The sequence below is a fragment of the Microbispora sp. CSR-4 genome (assembly GCF_008033685.1).
In the GTDB taxonomy this organism is placed as follows: domain Bacteria; phylum Actinomycetota; class Actinomycetes; order Streptosporangiales; family Streptosporangiaceae; genus Microbispora.
The window spans coordinates 1-18,465 of sequence record NZ_VJVX01000036.1 but is presented as its reverse complement, the minus strand read 5'-3'; the positions used below and the strand labels follow the sequence as shown (position 1 = coordinate 18,465).

The window sequence follows — 18,465 nt, the reverse complement described above, 5'->3', positions numbered from 1 at the left end:
CGTGCGGGCCCCCGGCGGAGCGTTCGCCGGGGGCCCGCACGTGACCGGACGCTACTCGGGGGCGTCGAACGTCGGCTTGCGCTTTTCGAGGAAGGCCGTGGCGCCCTCGATCATGTCCTCACTGCCGATGGCCTGGATGAGCATGCCCACGCCGTTGCTGAAGGAGTCGCGCGCGGCGTTCCACCAGATGTTCGAGCTGATCTTCGCGATCTCGAGGTAGCGGGGGCTGAGCGCGGCGAGCTCCTCACACCACGCGCGGGCGGTCGCCTCGACCTGGTCGTCGTCCACGACCGCGTTGACCAGGCCCATGTCGAGCGCCTGCTCGGCGGAGTAGCGGCGGCACAGCAGCGACAGCTCCTTGGCGCGCTTCTCGCCGATCTGGACGCCCATGACGTTCGTCGCCCCGGTCACCGGTGCGCTGCCGACGCGCGGGCCGGTCTGGCCGAACGTGGCCGAGCGCCCGGCCACGGCCAGGTCGCACGCGACGATAAGCTCGTTGCCGCCGCCGGCCGCGGGGCCGTTGACCGCCGCGATCACCGGACGCGGGCAACCACGCACCGCGTCGAACAGCTTCAGTGAGGCGCTGTACAGTCGACGCATCTCGCTCTTCGTCGGCCGGCTGAGGTTGCCCAGCGCGCCGCCGGCGCAGAAGCTCCCGCCTTCGCCGGTCACCACCACCGCCCGGTAGGCGGCGGCATCGTCCAGGATCTCGGCGATCTCGCGGGCCATCGCCTCGTCGTACGCGTTCCGCCGCTCGGGCCTGTTCAACCGGATCCACAAGGCGGAGCCGACGACCTCTGTCTTGACGCTTGTCACAGCAACTGCCTCACAGGAACAAGGAGGGATGGGAGCGGCCCCGCGTGCCCGCGCCCACCGTCGTCGGCGCGGCCGGCCACGGTGGCGGCCACGGTGGCGGCCACGGACGGCGTGCCGGGTGCCTGTCCGTACGTCGGCTGGGCGGCTTCGGGGCCATGGCTCATTCCGTGACGCTGATGGCGCGCTCGGGGCAGCTCTGCTGAGCGAGGACCGCGGCGTCCTGAAGGTCGGCGGGGATCTCATCGATGACGACAAGCGCCTGACCGTCCTCCTCCCGTGGCTGGAAGATCTCCGGGTTGGTCATGTAGCAGACCCCGTGCCCCTGGCAGACGTTCAGGTCGACGGACACCCGCATGGCTCCTCCTCGTGGCCGCAATCGGCGCTGGGTTATTGACATCCGAATTCAGTATAACCATGATTACCATATGCCGGAAGCCTTCGAAAGGAAGAGTGCATCTGATGAGCCGATGCCCGGTGGTTCATTTCGACCACAACTCCCCTGAGCACGCGGCCGACCCCGTCGGCGCCTACCGAGCGCTGCGCGCCACGCACCCTGTCGCCTGGACGGAGGCACACGGCGGCTACTGGGTGCTGTCCGACTATGAGAGCGTGTTCGAGGCGGCCCGCGACGACTACACCTTCTCGTCGGCGCGTTCGCCCCACGGCGGGGAGGGGCTGAGCGTGGTCATCCCGAAGACGCCGATGGTCCTGCACATCCCGATCGAGATCGACCCTCCGGACTTCCGCAAGTATCGCAAGCTCGTCAACATGCTCACGGCTCCCGCCGCGGTAGGCCGGATGCTCGACATGATCGAGCACTACACGAGGTGGTTCATCGACCGTGTCATAGAGACCGGCGAGTGCGACTTCGCCGAGATCATCGGTGTTCCCTCCATCGTGACGATCGACTGGCTGGGGCTTCCGGTCGACGAGTGGGAGCGCTATTCCTCGGCGCACCGCGCCACCCTCGCGGCCTTCACCGACAGCCCGGAGTATCGGCGGGCGGTCGAGGTGGACCTTCCCTATCTCCACAAGCAGATGGCCGACGTCATCACCGAGCGGCGGCAAAACCCCGCCGACGACGCGATCAGTTTCCTGGTGCGGCAGGAGGTCGACGGCAGGCCGCTCACCGACGACGAGGTCTTCTCGATCGTCGACCTGCTGATCTCGGGGGGCGTCGGCACCACCGCCTCTCTCGTGGGGCAGACCCTCGTGTGGCTCTACCAGCACCAGGACGTCCGCCAGCGCCTCATCGACGACCCGAGCCTGCTCGACCGCGCGATCGAGGAGTTCCTGCGCTACTTCTCGCCCACGCAGGCGCTGGCCCGTACGGTCACCAAGGACGTCGAGTTCAAGGGCTGCCCGATGAAGGCGGGCGACCGGGTGCTGCTCTCGTGGGCCTCGGCCAACCGGGACGAGAAGGCCGGCTTCGACGACCCCGACGAGCTGAACATCGACCGCTGGCCCAATCGGCACACCGCCTTCGGCATCGGGCAGCACCGCTGCGCCGGCTCTCACCTGGGGCGGGCCATGGCCAAGAGCCTCATCGGCCAGATCCTGGAGCGGATGCCCGACTACACGATCGATCTCGACGGGCTGGTCCGTTACGCCCGCCAGGGTGTCAACATCGGCTTCCACAAGATCCCGGCGCGCTTCACCCCCGGCCCGCGCCGGCTGCCCCGGGACGACCAGGCCAAGTGACACGGGGGCGCTCCTCGACAGCGGCTGACCAGCGAATTCGGACACCGAGGCGACGCTATCGCACCCGGGCGTCACCCTGCGCCGGAGGCGGCGCCCGGGGCCGTTTCGGCGCACGGTCCGGCGGTCGTCCCCGCGTCGCCCCGCCGCCCGCCACCCGCCGGGACGCCCCGCCCGCGCCGCCCCGTGGCCCGCGATCCAGCATGACCCGGCGACCCGTCCAGGACCCCATCTCGTGAAGGAGTGAGTGATGTCGGCAGTGAGTTCCCTGGAGGACCGCGTCAGGCGGCTCGAGGACCGCAAGGCGATCGAGGAGCTGGCCGTGCTGTACGGCTTCATCATGGACGAGCGCGACGAGGAGGGCATCCGGCAGATCTTCTGCGAGGACGCGACGCTCCGCTCACAGGACGGCGTCTTCGCCGCGGAGGGCATCGAGGAAATCGTGAAGACCTACCTCGGCCGCTTCGCCGCGCTCGGGCCCACGAACCACTTCTCGCACGGTCACGTGATCCGCTTCGACGCGAACGACCCCGACATGGCGACCGGGCTCCTCGCCTCGCACGCGGAGGTGACCCGGGACGGCGTCGCCATGCAGGTCGCGCTCAGATACAAGGACGTCTATCGCCGCGTGGACGGCAAGTGGCGCTTCGCGGATCGCCTGATGTCGTACATGTACTACATGCCCATCGCCGAACTCCCTGGGGGGCTGGGTGACCGCGACAGCATGCGGGCGTACGGCGACCGCCGCCCGGCCGACTGGCCGGAGGTCCTGTACTCCGAGTCGGGCAACTCGTTCCTCAGGGACTACGTGTAGGAACTACGCGTCAGCGTCCGCCTGTAGAACGTTCCAGCGGCCGAATCCGCCCCGTACGACCTCGCCCCGGCACGTCGCACGGGGCGGCGGCGTTTTACGCAGGTTTTTCGCGCAGGGTTGCGGAAAACGACGGGCGAGGGCGTCCACGACGATCGGACGCCCTCGCCCGCATGCCCGGCGCGGCGGCCCAGAGCAACCCGCTGCCGCCCCTGAGGACGGCCAAGCAGCCGCCCGGGCACGTCTGGTCAAGGGTTGAGGAAGTCGGCGAACTTCACCGGCTGCACCTCGCGCAGCGGCTCGACGATCTCCCGGCCGACCTCGTCGAGCCAGGCCACGGCCTCGTCGGCCGACATGCCGGGCCAGTGCGGGCGCACCAGCAGCGGCCCGATCGGCAGCCGCTGGGCCACCTCGCGGATCTGCTGCCGGCACTCCTCCGCGTCACCCAGGATCACGTGGTCCTGGACGGTGGCGTTGAACCGCGCCCGCACCTGCTCCTGCGACAGGGCCTGCATGCCCCGGTCGGCGTACGCCTCGTACTTGCCGCGGGCGACGGCGGCGAAGCGGTTCAGCGCGTCGTCGCGGTCCGCGCCGATCATCAGCTCGCGGCGCAGCGGAAGCTGGTTGAGCGGCAGCCCGAGGGCGTTGCGCTCGGCGGCGAACACCCGGGCGAGCGCGTCGGTCTGCTCAACCGTCTGCTGCGGCGTCACCGTCCACGTCTCGCCCAGCCTCGCGGCGCGGCGCACGCCGAACTCCTTCTGCGCGCCCAGCCAGATCGGCGGAGCCGGCTGCTGCAGCGGCTTGATGTGCACCGGCGCGTCCTCGATCTGCCAGAACTTGCCGGAGAACGTCACCCGGTCCTGCGACCAGAGCTGCCGCAGGAGGTTGAGCGACTCCTCCAGGCGCTGGTAGCGCTCCTTGAAGGGCACGCCCATCCGCTCGTACTCGTGCGGCAGGTAGCCGGTGCCGACCGCGACCACGAGCCTGCCGCCGGTCAGGATGTCGAGTGTGGCCAGCTCCTCGGCCAGCATGATCGGGTGGTAAAGCGGGCCGATGATGATGCTCGTCCCGAGCCGCACGCCCTCGTCGAGCTCGGCCGACAGCCGGGACAGCAGGGGCACCGGCTGCATCCACCGGTAGCCGTCGTACAGGAAGTGCTGCCCGATCGTCAGATAGGTGAAGCCGTTGCGCTGCGCGGCCTCGGCCACGCGCAGCAGCAGGTCGAGGTGCTCGCGCGGAGGCACCTCGACCCGCTCGTCGCCCATGAGGATGCCGAACTCCATGTCACACGCCTCTCAGATGTCCGATGCAAGGAGGAGTTGGTCAACGTCCGCGCCACCGCGGCGCTCGCTTCTCGGTGAAGGCCCGGGCACCCTCACGGGCGTCCTCCGAGGAGCGCACCGGCTCGGAGAGCCTACGCTGCTCGTCGAAGGCGACGGACGAGTCCCAGTCGCGGGCCTTCATGATGATCTGCTTGCTGGCGCGTACGGCCAGCGGCCCGTTGGCCGCGATGCGGCCGGCCAGTTCGAGCGCGGCCTCCAGCGCCTGCCCGGCGGGGACGAGCCGGTTGATCAGACCGGCCTCGTCGGCGCGGGCCGCGTCGACGAGGTCACCGGTGAGGGCCCATTCCATCGCCTTGTAGTAGGGGATGCGCTCCGACAGCCGCATGAGACCGCCGCCGCCCGCGACCAGGCTGCGCTTCACCTCCGGCAGCCCGAATTTGGCGTTCTCCGCGGCGACGATGAGGTCGCACGCGAGGGCGATCTCGAAGCCGCCCGCCAGCGCGTACCCTTCGACGGCGGCGATGATCGGCTTGTCCGGCGGCGACTCCACGATGCCGGCGAACCCGCGCACCGGGACGGAGGGGCGCTCGCCGGCGAGGAACGCCTTGAGGTCCATGCCGGCGCAGAACGTGCCGCCCGCCCCGGTGATCACGCTAGCGAACAGGGTGGGCTCTTCGTCGAGGCGCGCCATGGCCGCGGCGATCGCCTCGGCGGCGGCGGTGTTGATCGCGTTGCGCGCGGCGGGGCGGTTGATCGTGACGACGAGGACGTTGCCGCGCCGCTCGGGGAGGACCGGCTGCTCGCTCATCGCGCCTGCATCCTGATCGCGCCGTCGAGCCGGATGGTCTCGCCGTTCAGCATCGGGTTCTCCAGGATGTGCAGGGCGAGGGCCGCGAACTCGTCCGGCTGGCCGAGCCGGGCGGGGTGCGGCGTCGAGGCGGCGAGCCGGTCCTTCACCTCCTGCGGGTGCCTGCTCATGATCGGGGTGTCGAAGACGCCGGGGGCGATGGTGTTCACCCGGACGAGCTTGCGGGCGAGGTCGCGGGCGGCCACCAGGGTCATGCCGACCACCCCGGCCTTGGCGGAGGCGTACGGGATCTGCCCGATCTGGCCTTCCCACGCCGCGACCGACGCGGTGAGCACGCAGACCCCTCGCTCGCCGTCGACCGGCTCGTTCGCGACCATCCGCGCCGCCGCGAGCCGCAGCGCGTTGAAGGTCCCGACGAGGTTGATCCGGACGATGTTCTCATAGACCTCCAGCGAGCCGGGGTTGCCGTCGCGTTCGACCACCCGCACCGTGGCGCCGCGGCCGGCGCAGTGCACCAGCGTACGCAGCGGGCCGTGCTCCTCGGCCTTGTCGAAGGCGGCCGACAGCGCCTCGGGGTCGGTCACGTCGGCGGGGACGAAGGCCGCCTGCCCGTCGAACCCGGCGGCGACCTCGGTGCCCGCCGAGGTCGGCAGGTCGGCGATGACGACGAAGACACCGGCCTTCGTCAGCCGCCGCACCGTGGCCAGGCCGAGACCGGAGGCGCCTCCGGTCACGACGGCCGAACTGTTGGCGAGATTCATGGGGATCCTTTCTCGACGATCAGTGGGGCAGGATCTCGACGATCGAGGCGTTGGCCATGCCGCCCGCCTCGCACATCGCCTGCAGCCCGAGCCGCCCGCCGCTCTGCTCGAGGTGGTTGATCATGGTCGTCATCAGGCGGCAGCCGGAGGCGCCCAGCGGGTGTCCCAGGGCGATCGCGCCGCCGCGCGGGTTGAGCTTGGCCTCGTCGATCGGGTGCTCGGCCCGCCAGGCGAGGGGCACGCTCGCGAACGCCTCGTTGACCTCGGCGGCGTCGATGTCGTGAATCGACAGCCCGGCGCGGGCGAGCACCTTGGCGGTGGCGGCGATCGGCCCGGTCAGCATCAGCAACGGGTCGTCACCGCAGACGGCGGACGCCACGATGCGGGCCCGGGGTCGCAGGCCGAGCTGCCTGGCGCGCTCCTCGCTGGTGATCAACAGCGCGCTCGCGCCGTCGGTGATCTGGGACGAGTTGCCCGCCGTGATCTTGAACTCCAGGTCGGGGAAGTGGGCCGCATCGGGGCTCTTCGCGAAGGCCGGAGCCAGGGCGGCCAGCCGTTCCGGGGTCGTGTCCGGCCGGATCGTCTCGTCGCGGTCCACGACGCCGCCATCCGGCAGCGTGATCGGGACGATCTCGTCGCCGAAGCCGCCGGTGCGCGCGGCCCGCGCGGCCAGCGCGTGCGATCGGGCGGCGTACTCGTCGAGCCGTGCCCGCGACAGGGACCACTTGTCGGCCACGAGCTCCGCGGACAGGCCCTGCGGCACGAGCAGGGGATAGCGGGCCCGCACTCCCACGCCGAAGGGGTCCTGGCCCATGCGGGCCGAACCCATGGGGACCCTGCTCATCGATTCGACCCCGGCCGCGATCACCATGTCGTACGCCCCCGCGACGACGCCCTGGACGGCGAAGTCGATCGCCTGCTGGCCGGAGCCGCACTTGCGCTCGATGGTCACGGACGGCACGTGCTCAGGGAACCCGGCGGCGAGCAGGGCCTGGCGTCCGGGGGTGGCCGACTGCTCGCCCGCCTGGCCCACGCACCCCACCAGGACGTCGTCGATCAGGCCGGGGTCGACGCCCTGGCGCTCCACGAGGGCCGACAGCACCTGTGCGAGGAGGTCGACGGGGTGAATCCCGGCCAGGGCCCCGGACTGCTTGCCGCGGCCCATGGGGGACCGGACGGCGTCGATGATCACGGCAGTTGGCACAGCGCCTCCTATCTATGTATATGATTACCATATACAGTGTCACTGTGGCCAGGTCGAGGCTTGACGAATAATCCATGTGAACCAATATCATAGATAAGACGTGAGAAGGGGGTCTTGATGATCGCTCGAATGCCCGATGGGGAAAGCGAGGAGCAGCGAGCGCTACGCGAGTCGGCCGCTCAGGTGGCCAAAGAGCGCTACGCGCCGCGGGCGGAGGAATGGGATCTGAATCGCACCCCGTTTCCGCACGACGAGCGACGCTATCTGGGGAGCCTGGGATATCTCGGCATCGCCCTGCCGGAGCGCTTCGGCGGCGCGGGGGCTTCGCTGAAGGAGGCCCTGATCGTCGTGGAGGAGCTGGCCAAGGAGTGCAGGCCGGCCGCGTTCCAGGTCTTCGAAGCCAACACCGGCCCCGCTCAGGTGATCAACCTCCTCGGCGCGGAGGAGCAGCGGCAGCGCTACCTTCCCGGGATCATCAGCGGCGACGCCACCATGGCGGTGGCGATCTCCGAGCCCGACGCCGGCTCGGCCGCGACCGACATGACGACCCGGGCCACCAAATCGGGCGGAACGCTCACGATCAACGGCCTCAAGCGATGGATCTCCAACGGCAGCGAGGCCGACCACTACCTGGTGTACGCCCGCATGAGCGACGAGTCGGGCGCCAAGGGCATCGGAGCCGTCATCGTGGACGCGGACACCCCCGGGGTCAGCTTCGGCAAGCGCGAGCGGCTGATGGGGTTCCGCGGCATTCCGTCCGCCGATGTGATCTTCGACGACGTGCAGGTGCCGGTGGAGAACCTGCTGATCGGCCCGGGCGGCTTCCGCAAGCTGTTCACCGCCTTCTCCATCGAGCGTCTCGGCAACGCGACGATGAGCCTCGCCCTCGGCCAGGCCGCCCTCGACCGCAGCATCGCCTACGTGCAGGAGCGGGAGCAGTTCGGCAAGCCTCTGATCGAGTTTCAGAGCATCCAGATGGCGCTGGCCGACATGCTGCTGCAGGTGGAGGCGGCCAGGCAGCTCATCCGGCGGGCCGTCGAGAACGCCGGCGACGGCCTGCCGAACCCCCTTGAGGTCTCGCTCGCCAAGTGCACGGCCAACGAGATGGCCAAGCGCGTCACCGATCTCGCCATGCAACTCCATGGGGGGAACGGCTACACCGAGGAGTACGGCATCGAGCGGATGCACCGGGACGCGCACGGATGGGCGCTCGCCGGCGGCACGCCCACCATGCAGCGCATCCGGATCGTCTCCGAGCTGCTGGGCCGCGGTTTCAACCAGCGGAGCTGACTTCAGCCCGACAATCCCAACCCTTTTTAGGAGTGCGAATGTCCTCACGACTTGACGGCCGGATCGGCGTGGTGATCGGCGGCGGATCCGGCATGGGCCGGGCCATCGGCCACCGGCTCGCCGAGGAGGGCGTGAAGGTCTACGTCGCCGACCTCAGCGGCGAGGCAGCGGAGGCGGTGGCCAAGGAGATCGAGCAGCGGGGCGGCAGGGCCGTGCCCGCCCAGGTCGACGCGACCAGCGTCGCGGAGCTTCGCGCGCTCTACGCGCGGATCGAGGCGGAGGAAGGCGTCCTGCACATCGTGCACAACCAGGTCGGCATGCCCGGCGCCGGGGGCCTGGACGTCTCGGAGGAGGAGTTCCAGCGCAACATCGACGTCAACGTCAAGAGCGTCTTCTATAGCGCCACGCTGGCGTTCGACCTGCTGAAGCGGGCGGACAAGAAGGCCTCCATCACGATGACGGCCTCGACGTCGGCGCTGGTCGGCTCGCCCTTCAGCCCCATCTACTCGCTGACGAAGTCGGCCCTCGTCGGGTTCACCCGCGCGCTGGCGCTGGTGGGCGCCCCCGACGGCATCCGGGTCAACTGCATCGCCCCCGGCACCGTGCACACGCCGATGCTCGCCTCCTTCTTCGGCCGGGAGCGCGGTGCGGACGTGTCGGCGCTCACCAAGGAGTTCGTGGCGGGCATACCGCTCGGCCGCGGCGCCCAGCCGGAGGAGATCGCCTCGGTCGTCGCCTTCCTGGCCAGCGACGACGCCAGCTTCGTCACCGGGATCACGGTCCCGATCGACGGCGGCCTGACGGCCAAGTGACACCAGCGCCGACCGTCCGTCCCGGACCGCCCGTCCGCCGTCGCCCGGCCGGCCGGCCCCCGATTCGTACCTTCCCGTGCCGGGGTCACCCGGCCCCCGCACCGTCGTTGGAGGCTCTGCCGCGATGACCCGCACGTACACCGATCTCAAGCCGACCTTCGCGGACACCGGTTCGTGGACCTCGCCCAAGGTCCTGCGGCATCAGGCGTCGTGTCGCCCGGACGCCACGTTCCTGATCGCGCCCGAGGAGGGGCGGCAGTGGACCTACGCCGAGATGCTCGAGGCCGCCGAGCGCGTCTCGGGCGGGTTCCTCGCGGCCGGCGCGTCCATGGGAGACCGTGTGCTGATCATGGCGGCCAACTCCTCCCAGTTCATCCGCACCTGGCTGGGCAGCGCGGTGGCCGGCCTGGTGGAGGTGCCGATCAACACGGCGTACGAGGGTGAGTTTCTGCGGCACCAGAGCATGACGGTGGGGCCGCGGTGGGCCGTCATCGACGACGTCTTCGCCGAGCGGTTCGCCGCCATCCGAGAGCACGTCGCGTCGATCGAGAAGTTCTGGGTGGTCGACACGGGCCGGGCCGACGCGGCGCTGGAGATCCTCCGCGGCAACGGCTGGGCCGCCGAGTCGTGGAACGCGTTCGAGGAGGCGACGCCGAAGGCGGGGGAGGAGCCGGCCCCCAGCGACCTGGCGTCGATCTTCTTCACGTCGGGCACGACCGGGCCCTCCAAGGGCGTGGCGATGCCGCACGCGCAGATGTACTTCTTCGGCGACGAGGTGGTCTCCCTCACCCGGCTGACCGCTGAGGACACCTACTTCACCTGCACCCCGCTGTTCCACGGCAACGCCCAGTTCATGGCGGCCTACCCCGCGATGATCGCCGGCGCCCGCCTCGTGGTCCGGCCCAAGTTCAGCGCGAGCCGCTGGATCGACCACCTGCGGGAACACGACGTCACGGTGACCAACCTGCTCGGCGTGATGATGGACTTCGTCTGGAAGCAGCCGCCGAGGGACGAGGACCGGGACAACAGGCTCCGCGCCGTCTTCGCCGCGCCGACCGCCTCGTCCATCCTGCGGGAGTTCAAGGACCGCTTCGGCATCGAGGCGTTCGTCGAGGTCTTCGGCCTCACCGAGACCTCGGCCCCGATCCTGTCGCCGTACGGCGAGGAGCGTCCGCCCGGCGCCGCCGGTCTGCAGGCGGCCGATTGGTTCGACATCCGGCTGGTCGACCCGGAGACCGACGAGGAGGTCCCGGTGGGCGAGGTCGGCGAGCTGGTGGTCCGCCCGAAGCACCCCTGGACGTGCAGCATGGGCTACTACGGGATGCCCGACAAGACCGTCGAGGCGTGGCGGAACCTGTGGTTCCACACCGGCGACGCGCTGCGCAAGGACGCCGACGGGTGGTTCTACTTCGTCGACCGCTACAAGGACGCGCTGCGCCGGCGCGGCGAGAACATCAGCTCCTACGAGGTCGAGCAGGCGATCCTCCAGCACGACGCGGTGCTCGAGTGCGCGGTGATCGGTGTCGCGGCCGGCATCGAGGCGGGGGAGGACGAGGTGATGGCCGTCATCGTCACCTCCCGCCCGGTCGATGCCGCGGAGATCTGGAGCTTCTGCGAGGGCAAGATCCCCGCCTTCGCGGTGCCCCGGTTCATCCGGTTCGTCGACGCCCTGCCCAAGACGCCGTCGGAGAAGGTGCGCAAGGCCGCGCTCCGCGACGAGGGCGTCACCTCCGCGACCCATGACCGCACCGCGCTCGGCCGCCACTGACCCACTCGGAAGGATTGGACCACCTGATGGACTTCGAGCCCGATTCCCTGCATGAGGAGATCCGGCAGGCGGTGCGCAAGCTCTGCTCCGACTTCCCGGACGAATACTGGATGGAGCACGACGAGACCAAGGAATTCCCCTGGGAGTTCTACGACGCCGTCGCCAAGGCCGGCTGGCTCGGTCTGACGATCCCCGCGGAGTACGGCGGCGGCGGCCTCGGCGTGACCGAGGCGGCGATCGTGGAGCAGGAGATCTCCGCCTCCGGCGCCGGGATGGGCGGATGCACCTCGGTGCACATCGGGATCTTCGGCTTCGAACCGCTGATCAAGTACGGCAGCGATGACCTCAAGCGGCGTTTCCTGCCCCGGGCCGTGTCGGGCGACCTGCACGTGTGCTTCGCGGTGACCGAGCCCGACGCCGGGACCGACACCACCAACATCTCCACCTTCGCCCGGAAGGTGGACGGCGGCTGGCTCGTGTCGGGCAAGAAGGTGTTCATCAGCAAGGCGCTGGAGGCGGAGCGGATGTTCCTGCTGTGCCGTACGGCACGGCGGGAGGAGTCGGCGAAGAAGACCGACGGCATCACGCTGTTCTTCGCCCCGCTGGACCGCGAGCGAGTCACGATCCGCAGGATCCCCAAGATGGGGCGCAACGCGGTCGACACCAACGAGTTGTTCATCGACGACCTGTTCGTCCCTGACGAGGACGTCATCGGCGAGGTGGGCAAGGGCTTCAAGGCGATCCTCGCGGGGCTCAACGCCGAGCGGGTGATTTCGGCGAACGCCTCGCTCGGCCTGGGCAAGGCGGCGCTGCGGCGTGCCACGGAGTACGCGAAGACGCGCAAGGTCTTCGGCCGTCCGATCGGGCAGAACCAGGGCATCGCCTTCCAGCTCGCCGAGGCCAAGATGCGGCTCGACGCGGCCGAGCTGATGTGCCAGAAGGCGGCCTGGCTCATCGACAACGGCCACTCGCCGGGCGAGCAGGCGAACGAGGCGAAGTATCTGGCCGCAGAGGCGGGCTTCCACGCCGCGGACGTCGCGATCTCCGTGCACGGCGGCTACGGCTACAGCAAGGAGTATCACGTGGAGCGGTACTTCCGTGAGGCCCGGCTGATGCGCATCGCCCCGATCAGCCAGGAGATGGTGCTCAGCTACCTGGCCGAGCACGTGCTCGGCCTGCCGAGGAGCTACTGATGCGGCCGTACCGTTCCATCCTCTTCGTCCCCGGGCACAAGCCCGCCTGGGCGGAGAAGGCGCTCAAGGCCGGCGCCGACGCGATCATCCTCGACCTGGAGGACTCGGTCCCGGCCGAGGAGAAGGCCGCGGCCCGGGAAACCGTGGCCACGTCGATCCGGTATCTGCGGTCGCTCGACGAGTCGGTGGGCATCGGGGTACGGGTCAACGGCCTGCCCACCGGGCTCACCGGGGCCGACCTCGAGGCGGTCGTCGTCCCCGGACTGGACGTTGTCTTCGCACCGAAGATCGAGGAGGCGACGGACGTGCTCAGGTACGACGCGCTCCTCGATCACTTCGAGCACCGCAACGGCGTGAGCGGGCTCGAATACATCGTGCCCGTCGAGACCGTCAAGGCGATCCAGAACTGCGCGGAGATCGCGTCGGCCTCGCCGCGCGTCGGCGCGATGATCGGGCCTACCGCCGAGCACGCGGACATCGCCCGCGAGGTGGGCTTCGAGTGGACGCCCGAGGGCCTGGAGACGCTGTACCTGCGCAGCCGTGTCCTGCTCGCCTGCCGGGGCGCGGGGCTGCACGCGCTGACCGGGCTGTGGGAGCGGATCGACGATCTCGAGGGCCTGGAGAAGTTCGCCCGCGAGGGCCGCAGGCTCGGCTTCCGCGGCATGATCGCGATCCACCCGAGCCACGTGCCGGTGCTCAACACCGTCTTCTCGGCCTCGGACGAGGAGATCGCGTTCTACGAGGGCATGGTGGCCGCGTACGAGCAGGCGGCGCGCGAGGGGAGCGGCGCGCTGCGCTACCGGGGGCTGCACATCGACAAGGCCCACTACGACAAGGCGCTCCTCTGGCTGGAAGGCGCCCGCGTGCACCGCGAGCCGGCGGACCGAGAGGAAGGATGACGATGCGCGGCCTTTATTTCGAAGAGTTCGAGGTGGGGCGGACGTACAGACACCCGTTCACCCGGACCGTCACCGAGATGGACAACGTGCTGTTCACCTCGCTCACCATGAACCTGCAGCCGCTGCATCTGGACGAGGAGTTCGCCAAGACGACGATCCACGGGCGGCGGGTGATGAACAGCCTGTTCACCGTGGCGCTGATCGGGGCGTTCCATGTGCCGGAGCTGACGATGGGCACGACGCTCGGCAACCTCGGCTATGACGAGATCAAGTTCCCGCACCCGGTGTTCCACGGCGACACCCTCCGCGCCGAGACCACGATTTTGGACAAGCGGCTGTCGAAGAGCCGGAACGACTCCGGCGTCGTGTGGTTCGAGCACCGGGGTTACAACCAGGACGACGTGCTGGTCTGCCTGTGCAAACGGGTTGGTTTGATGATGACGAAGCCGGTCGAGGCGGACAAGAACGAGGAAGGCGTGCGATGACCGAGCAGTTCCCCATGCGTGACTGGATCCCCTCGGTGCGGCAGCTCACTATCGACAACGAGCTCGTGGAGCCGGAGGGCGAGCGCTGGGACGTGTACAACCCGGCCACCGAGGAGGTCATCGCCACCGTCGGCGGCGCCTCGCCTGCTCAGGTGGACGCGGCCGTCGCCGCCGCCCGCGCGGCCTTCGGCCCGTGGTCGCGGCTGTCGGGCGAGGAGCGGTCGCGACACATCCACCGCCTCGCCGATGTGCTGGAGGCAGCCGCCGACCGGCTGCTGCCCTCGATCGTCAACGAGGTGGGCACGCCGGTCTCCCTGGCCTCCTACCTCCAGGTCAAGATGGCGGTGGAGCAGCACCTGCGGTGGGCCGCGGAGGCCGCGAAGATCGACCGCACGCAGCACCTGGGCCGGTGGGACGACCCGGTGCCGACGATGAGCGACGTGGTCTACGAGCCCGTCGGCGTGGTGGCCGCCATCACCGGCTACAACTACCCGCTGAACCTGGCCGTCTTCAAGTTCGGCGCGGCGCTCGCGGCCGGCTGCACCGTGGTGATCCTGCCCTCCCCCCGCACGCCGCTGACCACGCTCTTCCTCGGCGAGCTCATCCGCGAGGCGGACCTGCCGCCGGGCGTCATGAACGTCATCATCGGCCAGGCCGACGTCGGCAAGCGGCTCTCGTCGCACCCCGGCGTGGACAAGGTCTCCTTCACCGGTTCCGACACGGTCGGCGCCCAGATCATGGCCCAGGCCGCCGACACCCTCAAGGACGTGACGCTCGAGCTCGGCGGCAAGTCGCCGAACATCGTGCTGCCCGGGGTGGACGTGAAGAAGATCGCCGTCGAGATGCACCTGCGGTGGTCGCGCAACGCCGGCCAGGGCTGCGCCGCGCTGGCCAGGCTGCTGGTCCACGAGAGCCTGTACGACGAGTTCCTGGAGGCGGGCGCGGCGGCCTTCGACCAGATGATGGTCGGCGACCCGTGGGACCCCGCGACCAACATCGGCCCGATGATCCGCCCGGACCACCGGGCCCGGGTGCAGGGCTTCATCGACGGTTCGGTGGCCGAGGGCGGCAAGAAGCTGCTGGAGGTGACCCGCCCGCTGCCGGAGAAGGGCTGGTTCGTCAACCCGGTGCTGCTCGGCAACCTGCCGCCGGACGCCCGCGCGGTGCAGCAGGAGATCTTCGGCCCGGTGGCGGTGATCCTGCCGTTCAAGGACACCGAGGAGGCCGTCCGCCTCGCCAACGACACGCCGTACGGCCTGGCGGCGAACGTCTGGTGCGACGACCCGGTGGAGGCACGGCGGGTCGCCGAGCAGATCCGGGCCGGCACCGTGTGGATCAACGGCGGCGGTAGCATGCGGCCGGACGCGCCGTTCGGCGGGTACGGCCGGTCCGGCGTGGGCCGGGAGCTGGGCGAGTGGGGGGTGCGCGAGTACCTCGAGGTCAAGCACATCCAGTGGCGCATCTGAGCGACGGCCTTGAGGAGATGCAGGTGAAGGGGCAGACGAGGACGGGCCCGCTCGACGGCGTCCGCGTGCTCGAACTGGGCACGATGTACGCCGCGCCCACGGCCGGGCGGATGCTGCGCGACTTCGGCGCCGAGGTCGTCAAGGTCGAAGACCCCGCGACCGGCGACTTCGCGCGGCACTGGACGCCGCAGAAGGACGGTCTGTCGCTGGGTTTCGCCCGGTTGAACGCCGGCAAGCGGTCGGTGGCGCTCGACCTGCGGACCGGCGAGGGCCGTGACGTGGTGCGCCGCCTGGCGGCGAAGGTCGACGTCGTCATCGAGTCGTTCCGTCCCGGACGGCTGGAGGCGTGGGGGCTGGGCTACGAGGTGCTCTCGGAGAGCAATCCCGGGCTCGTGCTGACCCGGGTGTCCGGATTCGGGCAGACCGGCCCCTACCGGGAGCGGCCGGGCTTCGGCACGGTCGCCGAGACGGCGAGCGGGTTCGCCTTCATCAACGGCTGGCCCGACACCCCGCCCACCTCTCCGCCCTTCGGGTTCGCCGACTCCATCGCCGGGATCTCCGCGGCGATGGGCACGGCGATGGCGCTGTACCGGAGGGAGCGGACCGGTGAGGGCGAGGTCGTCGACGTCGCGCTCTACGAGCCGCTGCTGTTCATCCTCGGCGACATGGTGCTCAAGTATCAGGCCAAGGGGGAGATCCAGGGCCGCGAGGGGAACGGCACCGGCTCGGCGTCGCCGCGCGGCGTCTACAGGGCCGCCGACGGAAACTGGCTGAGCATCGCCGCGTCCAACCAGGGCATCGCCAAGCGGCTGTTCGAGGCGATGGGGCGGCCGGAGCTGATCGAGGACCCGCGGTTCGCCACCAACGCCGCCCGGATGGCCAACAACGACGCCATCCAGGCGGAGGTCGTCGCCTGGGTCGCCTCCCGCCCGCGGAAGGAGATCCTGGAGATCCTCGAGAAGTACGAGGTGGTGTCGGCCCCCGTCAACGACGCCAGCGACATCGTCGCCGACCACCACTTCCGGGAGCGGACGCTGGTGGAGCTGACGGGCAACGAGATCCTGGGGTCCGTGCTGATGCCGGGGCCGGTTCTGCACCTCGGCGGATACGCCGGACCCCGCTATCACGGAGTCCCGGCCATCGGGGAGCACACCCGCGACGTGCTGGGGGACTGGCTCCAGATGTCGGATGCGGAGCTCGACGCCCTCACGGGGGCGGCGGGATGACCTCCGCCGCTCCGACCTGGCCGCTCGGACCCGGGACGGCCGTCCGCCGCGCGCACGTCGCGGCGCGGGCTCGTCCGGGTCCGCGGTCCGGGCCGGCGTGACCACGGGTGGTCGTCAGCGAGGCTTTCGCGTGACGGCGGGGCCCAGATGCGCACGGATGGCGTCCATCACCGCCTCGGGAGTCGCCGAGCTGCTGAAGGTCGCCACCAGCACCTGGCCGTCGCCGCCGTCTTCCGGCCGTTCCAGATGGCGGAAGGCGGCGATCACGTAGCCGAGGGCGCGGTCCAGCGGGCCGAGAGGATCGTAGGTGCCTCCGGCCCGCAGCCATCCGCGCAGGACCTGATTGTGGGCGGCGACGACCGAGGCGGCCATCAGCTCGGCCCGCAGGTCGGCTTCGGGGGTTCCGGCCAGCCACTTGCCGATGAACTCGCGAAACAGCCGCTGGTAGCGGGCGACGCTGGCGATCTCCCGGTCGCGCAGCGCGGGCACCCGGCGGACGAGGCTGTAGCGGCGCAGCGACACCTCGGCGTTCTCGACGTAGTGCGCGAGCACGATGCGCACCGCGTCGGACACGGCGACGAGCGCGGTGTCCGAGGTGGAGGCGCGCAGACGGGCGTCGACCATGGTGAGCAGCGCGTCGTGGTCGGGGAAGATCGCGTCTTCCTTCGACCGGTAGTAGCGGAAGAAGGTGCTGCGGCTCACCCCCGCGCGGGCCGCGATGTCGTCGACGGTGGTCTCTTCGTAACCGTTCTCGTCGAACAGGGTCACCGCCGCCTCGGCGAGGCGGCGGCTGATGGACGGTGTGGCCATACGGCCATTGTCGCGGACCCCGCTTGTCCCGGCTCGGCGAGACTAAGTATCGTCCGAAAGAAACTCAGTCCTATATCCCTGAAGTGGTGATCGATGGAACCGCGTGGCACGGCGGGGAGTCTCAGCCGGCTCGAAGAGCGCCTGGACGAGGCGATCCGCGCCGGCGAGAAACGGGCGGCCGCAAAACAGCACGCCAGGGGCAAGCTGACCGCCCGGGAGCGGATCGAGCGGCTGCTCGACCCCGGCTCGTTCGTCGAGCTCGACGCCCTGGCCGTGCACCGCAGCACGTCCTTCGGCATGGAGCGCACCCGTGTGCCCGGTGACGGAGTGACCACCGGGTACGGGACGGTGGACGGCCGGACGGTCTGCGTGTTCTCCCAGGACTTCAGCGTCTTCGGCGGCAGCCTGGGTGAGGTGTACGGCGAGAAGATCTGCAAGGTCATGGACCTGGCGGTGAAGATCGGAGCGCCTATCGTCGGCATCAACGAGGGCGCCGGCGCACGCATCCAGGAAGGCGTGGTCTCCCTGGGGCTCTACGGCGAGATCTTCAAGCGCAACGTGCGCGCCTCGGGGGTGATCCCGCAGATCTCCCTGGTCATGGGTGCCTGCGCGGGCGGGCACGTCTACTCCCCGGCGCTCACCGACTTCACGATCATGGTGGACGAGGCGTCCCACATGTTCGTCACCGGCCCCGACGTCATCAAGACGGTGACCGGCGAGGAGGTGACCTTCGAGGAGCTGGGCGGCGCCCGCGTGCACAACAGCCGCACCGGCGTCGCCCACTACCTCGCCGAGGACGAGGACGACGCGCTCGGCTACGCCAGGGCCCTGCTGTCGTACCTGCCGCAGAACAACCTCGACGAGCCGCCGTTCACCGGGTTCGAGGCCGACCTGGAGATCAACGAGAGCGACCGGGCCCTCGACACGCTGATCCCCGACTCGGCCAACCAGCCGTACGACATGCACGAGGTCGTCGCCGCGCTGCTGGACGACGGCGAGTTCCTGGAGGTGCAGGCGCAGTTCGCGCCGAACATCGTCGTCGGCTTCGGCCGGGTCGAGGGGCGGTCGGTGGGCGTCGTCGCCAACCAGCCGATGAGCTTCGCCGGCACGCTCGACATCGCCGCCTCCGAGAAGG

Annotated in this window: 18 protein-coding genes; 11 read left to right on the top strand and 7 right to left on the bottom strand. The window is 70.0% G+C overall.

Going from position 1 to position 18,465, the window contains the following annotated elements; all coding sequences use genetic code 11:
* Window positions 1-51: 51 nt before the first annotated feature.
* Window positions 52-816: an enoyl-CoA hydratase/isomerase family protein gene (locus tag FLV34_RS24510; protein ID WP_261985883.1), complete on the bottom strand. Its 765-nt coding sequence runs from the start codon at window positions 814-816 to the stop codon at window positions 52-54.
* Window positions 817-976: 160 nt separating this feature from the next.
* Window positions 977-1,171, bottom strand: a complete 195-nt coding sequence (locus FLV34_RS24505; RefSeq protein ID WP_147944161.1) for a ferredoxin — start codon at window positions 1,169-1,171, stop codon at window positions 977-979.
* A 104-nt stretch (window positions 1,172-1,275) separates the two neighbouring features.
* Between FLV34_RS24505 and FLV34_RS24500 the strand changes: the two genes are divergently transcribed.
* Together FLV34_RS24500 and FLV34_RS24495 are read left to right on the top strand one after the other, a co-directional pair.
* On the top strand, window positions 1,276-2,517 hold the full coding sequence (locus FLV34_RS24500) for a cytochrome P450 (RefSeq protein WP_261985882.1): 1,242 nt from the start codon (window positions 1,276-1,278) through the stop codon (window positions 2,515-2,517).
* Between the two features lie 247 nt (window positions 2,518-2,764).
* Entirely contained in the window at window positions 2,765-3,328 is a 564-nt protein-coding gene (locus tag FLV34_RS24495) for a nuclear transport factor 2 family protein (RefSeq protein WP_147944159.1), read from the top strand.
* A 245-nt stretch (window positions 3,329-3,573) separates the two neighbouring features.
* Here FLV34_RS24495 and FLV34_RS24490 read toward each other — a convergent pair whose 3' ends face one another.
* From FLV34_RS24490 to FLV34_RS24475, 4 genes are read right to left on the bottom strand one after another with little or no spacing between them, the layout of a single operon-like run.
* Entirely contained in the window at window positions 3,574-4,608 is a 1,035-nt protein-coding gene (locus tag FLV34_RS24490; protein WP_147944158.1) for an LLM class flavin-dependent oxidoreductase, read from the bottom strand.
* Window positions 4,609-4,648: 40 nt separating this feature from the next.
* Complete coding sequence (locus tag FLV34_RS24485) at window positions 4,649-5,416, bottom strand: crotonase/enoyl-CoA hydratase family protein (protein ID WP_147944157.1); 768 nt, start codon at window positions 5,414-5,416, stop codon at window positions 4,649-4,651.
* Window positions 5,413-6,177: an SDR family NAD(P)-dependent oxidoreductase gene (locus tag FLV34_RS24480; protein ID WP_147944156.1), complete on the bottom strand. Its 765-nt coding sequence runs from the start codon at window positions 6,175-6,177 to the stop codon at window positions 5,413-5,415. Before FLV34_RS24480 ends, FLV34_RS24485 begins: the two co-directional genes overlap by 4 nt.
* 19 nt (window positions 6,178-6,196) lie before the next feature.
* Window positions 6,197-7,381 (bottom strand): thiolase family protein, encoded by a 1,185-nt coding sequence (locus FLV34_RS24475; protein ID WP_147944155.1) that lies wholly within the window; start codon window positions 7,379-7,381, stop codon window positions 6,197-6,199.
* A 129-nt stretch (window positions 7,382-7,510) separates the two neighbouring features.
* Here FLV34_RS24475 and FLV34_RS24470 point away from each other — a divergent pair, with 129 nt between their 5' ends.
* The 8 genes from FLV34_RS24470 to FLV34_RS24435 all read left to right on the top strand — a co-directional run bounded on the left by FLV34_RS24470 (window position 7,511) and on the right by FLV34_RS24435 (window position 16,520).
* A complete protein-coding gene (locus tag FLV34_RS24470) occupies window positions 7,511-8,671 on the top strand; it encodes an acyl-CoA dehydrogenase family protein (RefSeq protein WP_147944154.1) in 1,161 nt (386 codons plus the stop codon).
* A 38-nt stretch (window positions 8,672-8,709) separates the two neighbouring features.
* Window positions 8,710-9,483 carry an SDR family NAD(P)-dependent oxidoreductase gene (locus FLV34_RS24465; RefSeq protein WP_147944153.1) on the top strand — a complete coding sequence of 258 codons (774 nt, stop codon included), beginning with the start codon at window positions 8,710-8,712 and terminating at the stop codon, window positions 9,481-9,483.
* A gap of 124 nt (window positions 9,484-9,607) precedes the next feature.
* Entirely contained in the window at window positions 9,608-11,251 is a 1,644-nt protein-coding gene (locus FLV34_RS24460) for an AMP-binding protein (RefSeq protein WP_147944152.1), read from the top strand.
* Between the two features lie 26 nt (window positions 11,252-11,277).
* The gene (locus tag FLV34_RS24455) at window positions 11,278-12,444 is read left to right on the top strand and encodes an acyl-CoA dehydrogenase family protein (RefSeq protein ID WP_147944151.1); all 1,167 of its coding nucleotides are present in this window, start codon (window positions 11,278-11,280) and stop codon (window positions 12,442-12,444) included.
* Window positions 12,444-13,343 carry a CoA ester lyase gene (locus FLV34_RS24450; protein WP_147944150.1) on the top strand — a complete coding sequence of 300 codons (900 nt, stop codon included), beginning with the start codon at window positions 12,444-12,446 and terminating at the stop codon, window positions 13,341-13,343. Before FLV34_RS24455 ends, FLV34_RS24450 begins: the two co-directional genes overlap by 1 nt.
* 2 nt (window positions 13,344-13,345) lie before the next feature.
* Window positions 13,346-13,828, top strand: a complete 483-nt coding sequence (locus tag FLV34_RS24445; RefSeq protein ID WP_147944149.1) for a MaoC family dehydratase — start codon at window positions 13,346-13,348, stop codon at window positions 13,826-13,828.
* Entirely contained in the window at window positions 13,825-15,294 is a 1,470-nt protein-coding gene (locus FLV34_RS24440) for an aldehyde dehydrogenase family protein (RefSeq protein ID WP_147944148.1), read from the top strand. The genes FLV34_RS24445 and FLV34_RS24440 overlap by 4 nt, the downstream gene beginning before the upstream one ends.
* Before the next feature lie 23 nt (window positions 15,295-15,317).
* Window positions 15,318-16,520, top strand: coding sequence for a CaiB/BaiF CoA-transferase family protein (locus FLV34_RS24435; protein ID WP_261985881.1), 1,203 nt, complete (start codon window positions 15,318-15,320; stop codon window positions 16,518-16,520).
* A gap of 114 nt (window positions 16,521-16,634) precedes the next feature.
* Here the strand turns inward: FLV34_RS24435 and FLV34_RS24430 are convergent, their stop codons facing one another.
* Window positions 16,635-17,330, bottom strand: a complete 696-nt coding sequence (locus FLV34_RS24430; RefSeq protein WP_147944147.1) for a TetR family transcriptional regulator — start codon at window positions 17,328-17,330, stop codon at window positions 16,635-16,637.
* Between the two features lie 93 nt (window positions 17,331-17,423).
* On the opposite strand from FLV34_RS24430, the gene FLV34_RS24425 reads away from it, so the two are divergent.
* Window positions 17,424-18,465: acyl-CoA carboxylase subunit beta (locus tag FLV34_RS24425; RefSeq protein WP_147944146.1), on the top strand; the 1,042-nt coding region annotated here is incomplete at its 3' end.

Coding starts and splice junctions, on each gene's coding strand:
- FLV34_RS24470 (WP_147944154.1), top strand. CDS start 7,511: ATGCCCGATGGGGAAAGCGAGGAGCAGCGAGCGCTACGCGAGTCGGCC.
- FLV34_RS24465 (WP_147944153.1), top strand. CDS start 8,710: ATGTCCTCACGACTTGACGGCCGGATCGGCGTGGTGATCGGCGGCGGA.
- FLV34_RS24490 (WP_147944158.1), bottom strand. CDS start 4,608: ATGGAGTTCGGCATCCTCATGGGCGACGAGCGGGTCGAGGTGCCTCCG.
- FLV34_RS24440 (WP_147944148.1), top strand. CDS start 13,825: ATGACCGAGCAGTTCCCCATGCGTGACTGGATCCCCTCGGTGCGGCAG.
- FLV34_RS24445 (WP_147944149.1), top strand. CDS start 13,346: ATGCGCGGCCTTTATTTCGAAGAGTTCGAGGTGGGGCGGACGTACAGA.
- FLV34_RS24460 (WP_147944152.1), top strand. CDS start 9,608: ATGACCCGCACGTACACCGATCTCAAGCCGACCTTCGCGGACACCGGT.
- FLV34_RS24500 (WP_261985882.1), top strand. CDS start 1,276: ATGAGCCGATGCCCGGTGGTTCATTTCGACCACAACTCCCCTGAGCAC.
- FLV34_RS24480 (WP_147944156.1), bottom strand. CDS start 6,177: ATGAATCTCGCCAACAGTTCGGCCGTCGTGACCGGAGGCGCCTCCGGT.
- FLV34_RS24485 (WP_147944157.1), bottom strand. CDS start 5,416: ATGAGCGAGCAGCCGGTCCTCCCCGAGCGGCGCGGCAACGTCCTCGTC.
- FLV34_RS24505 (WP_147944161.1), bottom strand. CDS start 1,171: ATGCGGGTGTCCGTCGACCTGAACGTCTGCCAGGGGCACGGGGTCTGC.
- FLV34_RS24430 (WP_147944147.1), bottom strand. CDS start 17,330: ATGGCCACACCGTCCATCAGCCGCCGCCTCGCCGAGGCGGCGGTGACC.
- FLV34_RS24455 (WP_147944151.1), top strand. CDS start 11,278: ATGGACTTCGAGCCCGATTCCCTGCATGAGGAGATCCGGCAGGCGGTG.
- FLV34_RS24450 (WP_147944150.1), top strand. CDS start 12,444: ATGCGGCCGTACCGTTCCATCCTCTTCGTCCCCGGGCACAAGCCCGCC.
- FLV34_RS24495 (WP_147944159.1), top strand. CDS start 2,765: ATGTCGGCAGTGAGTTCCCTGGAGGACCGCGTCAGGCGGCTCGAGGAC.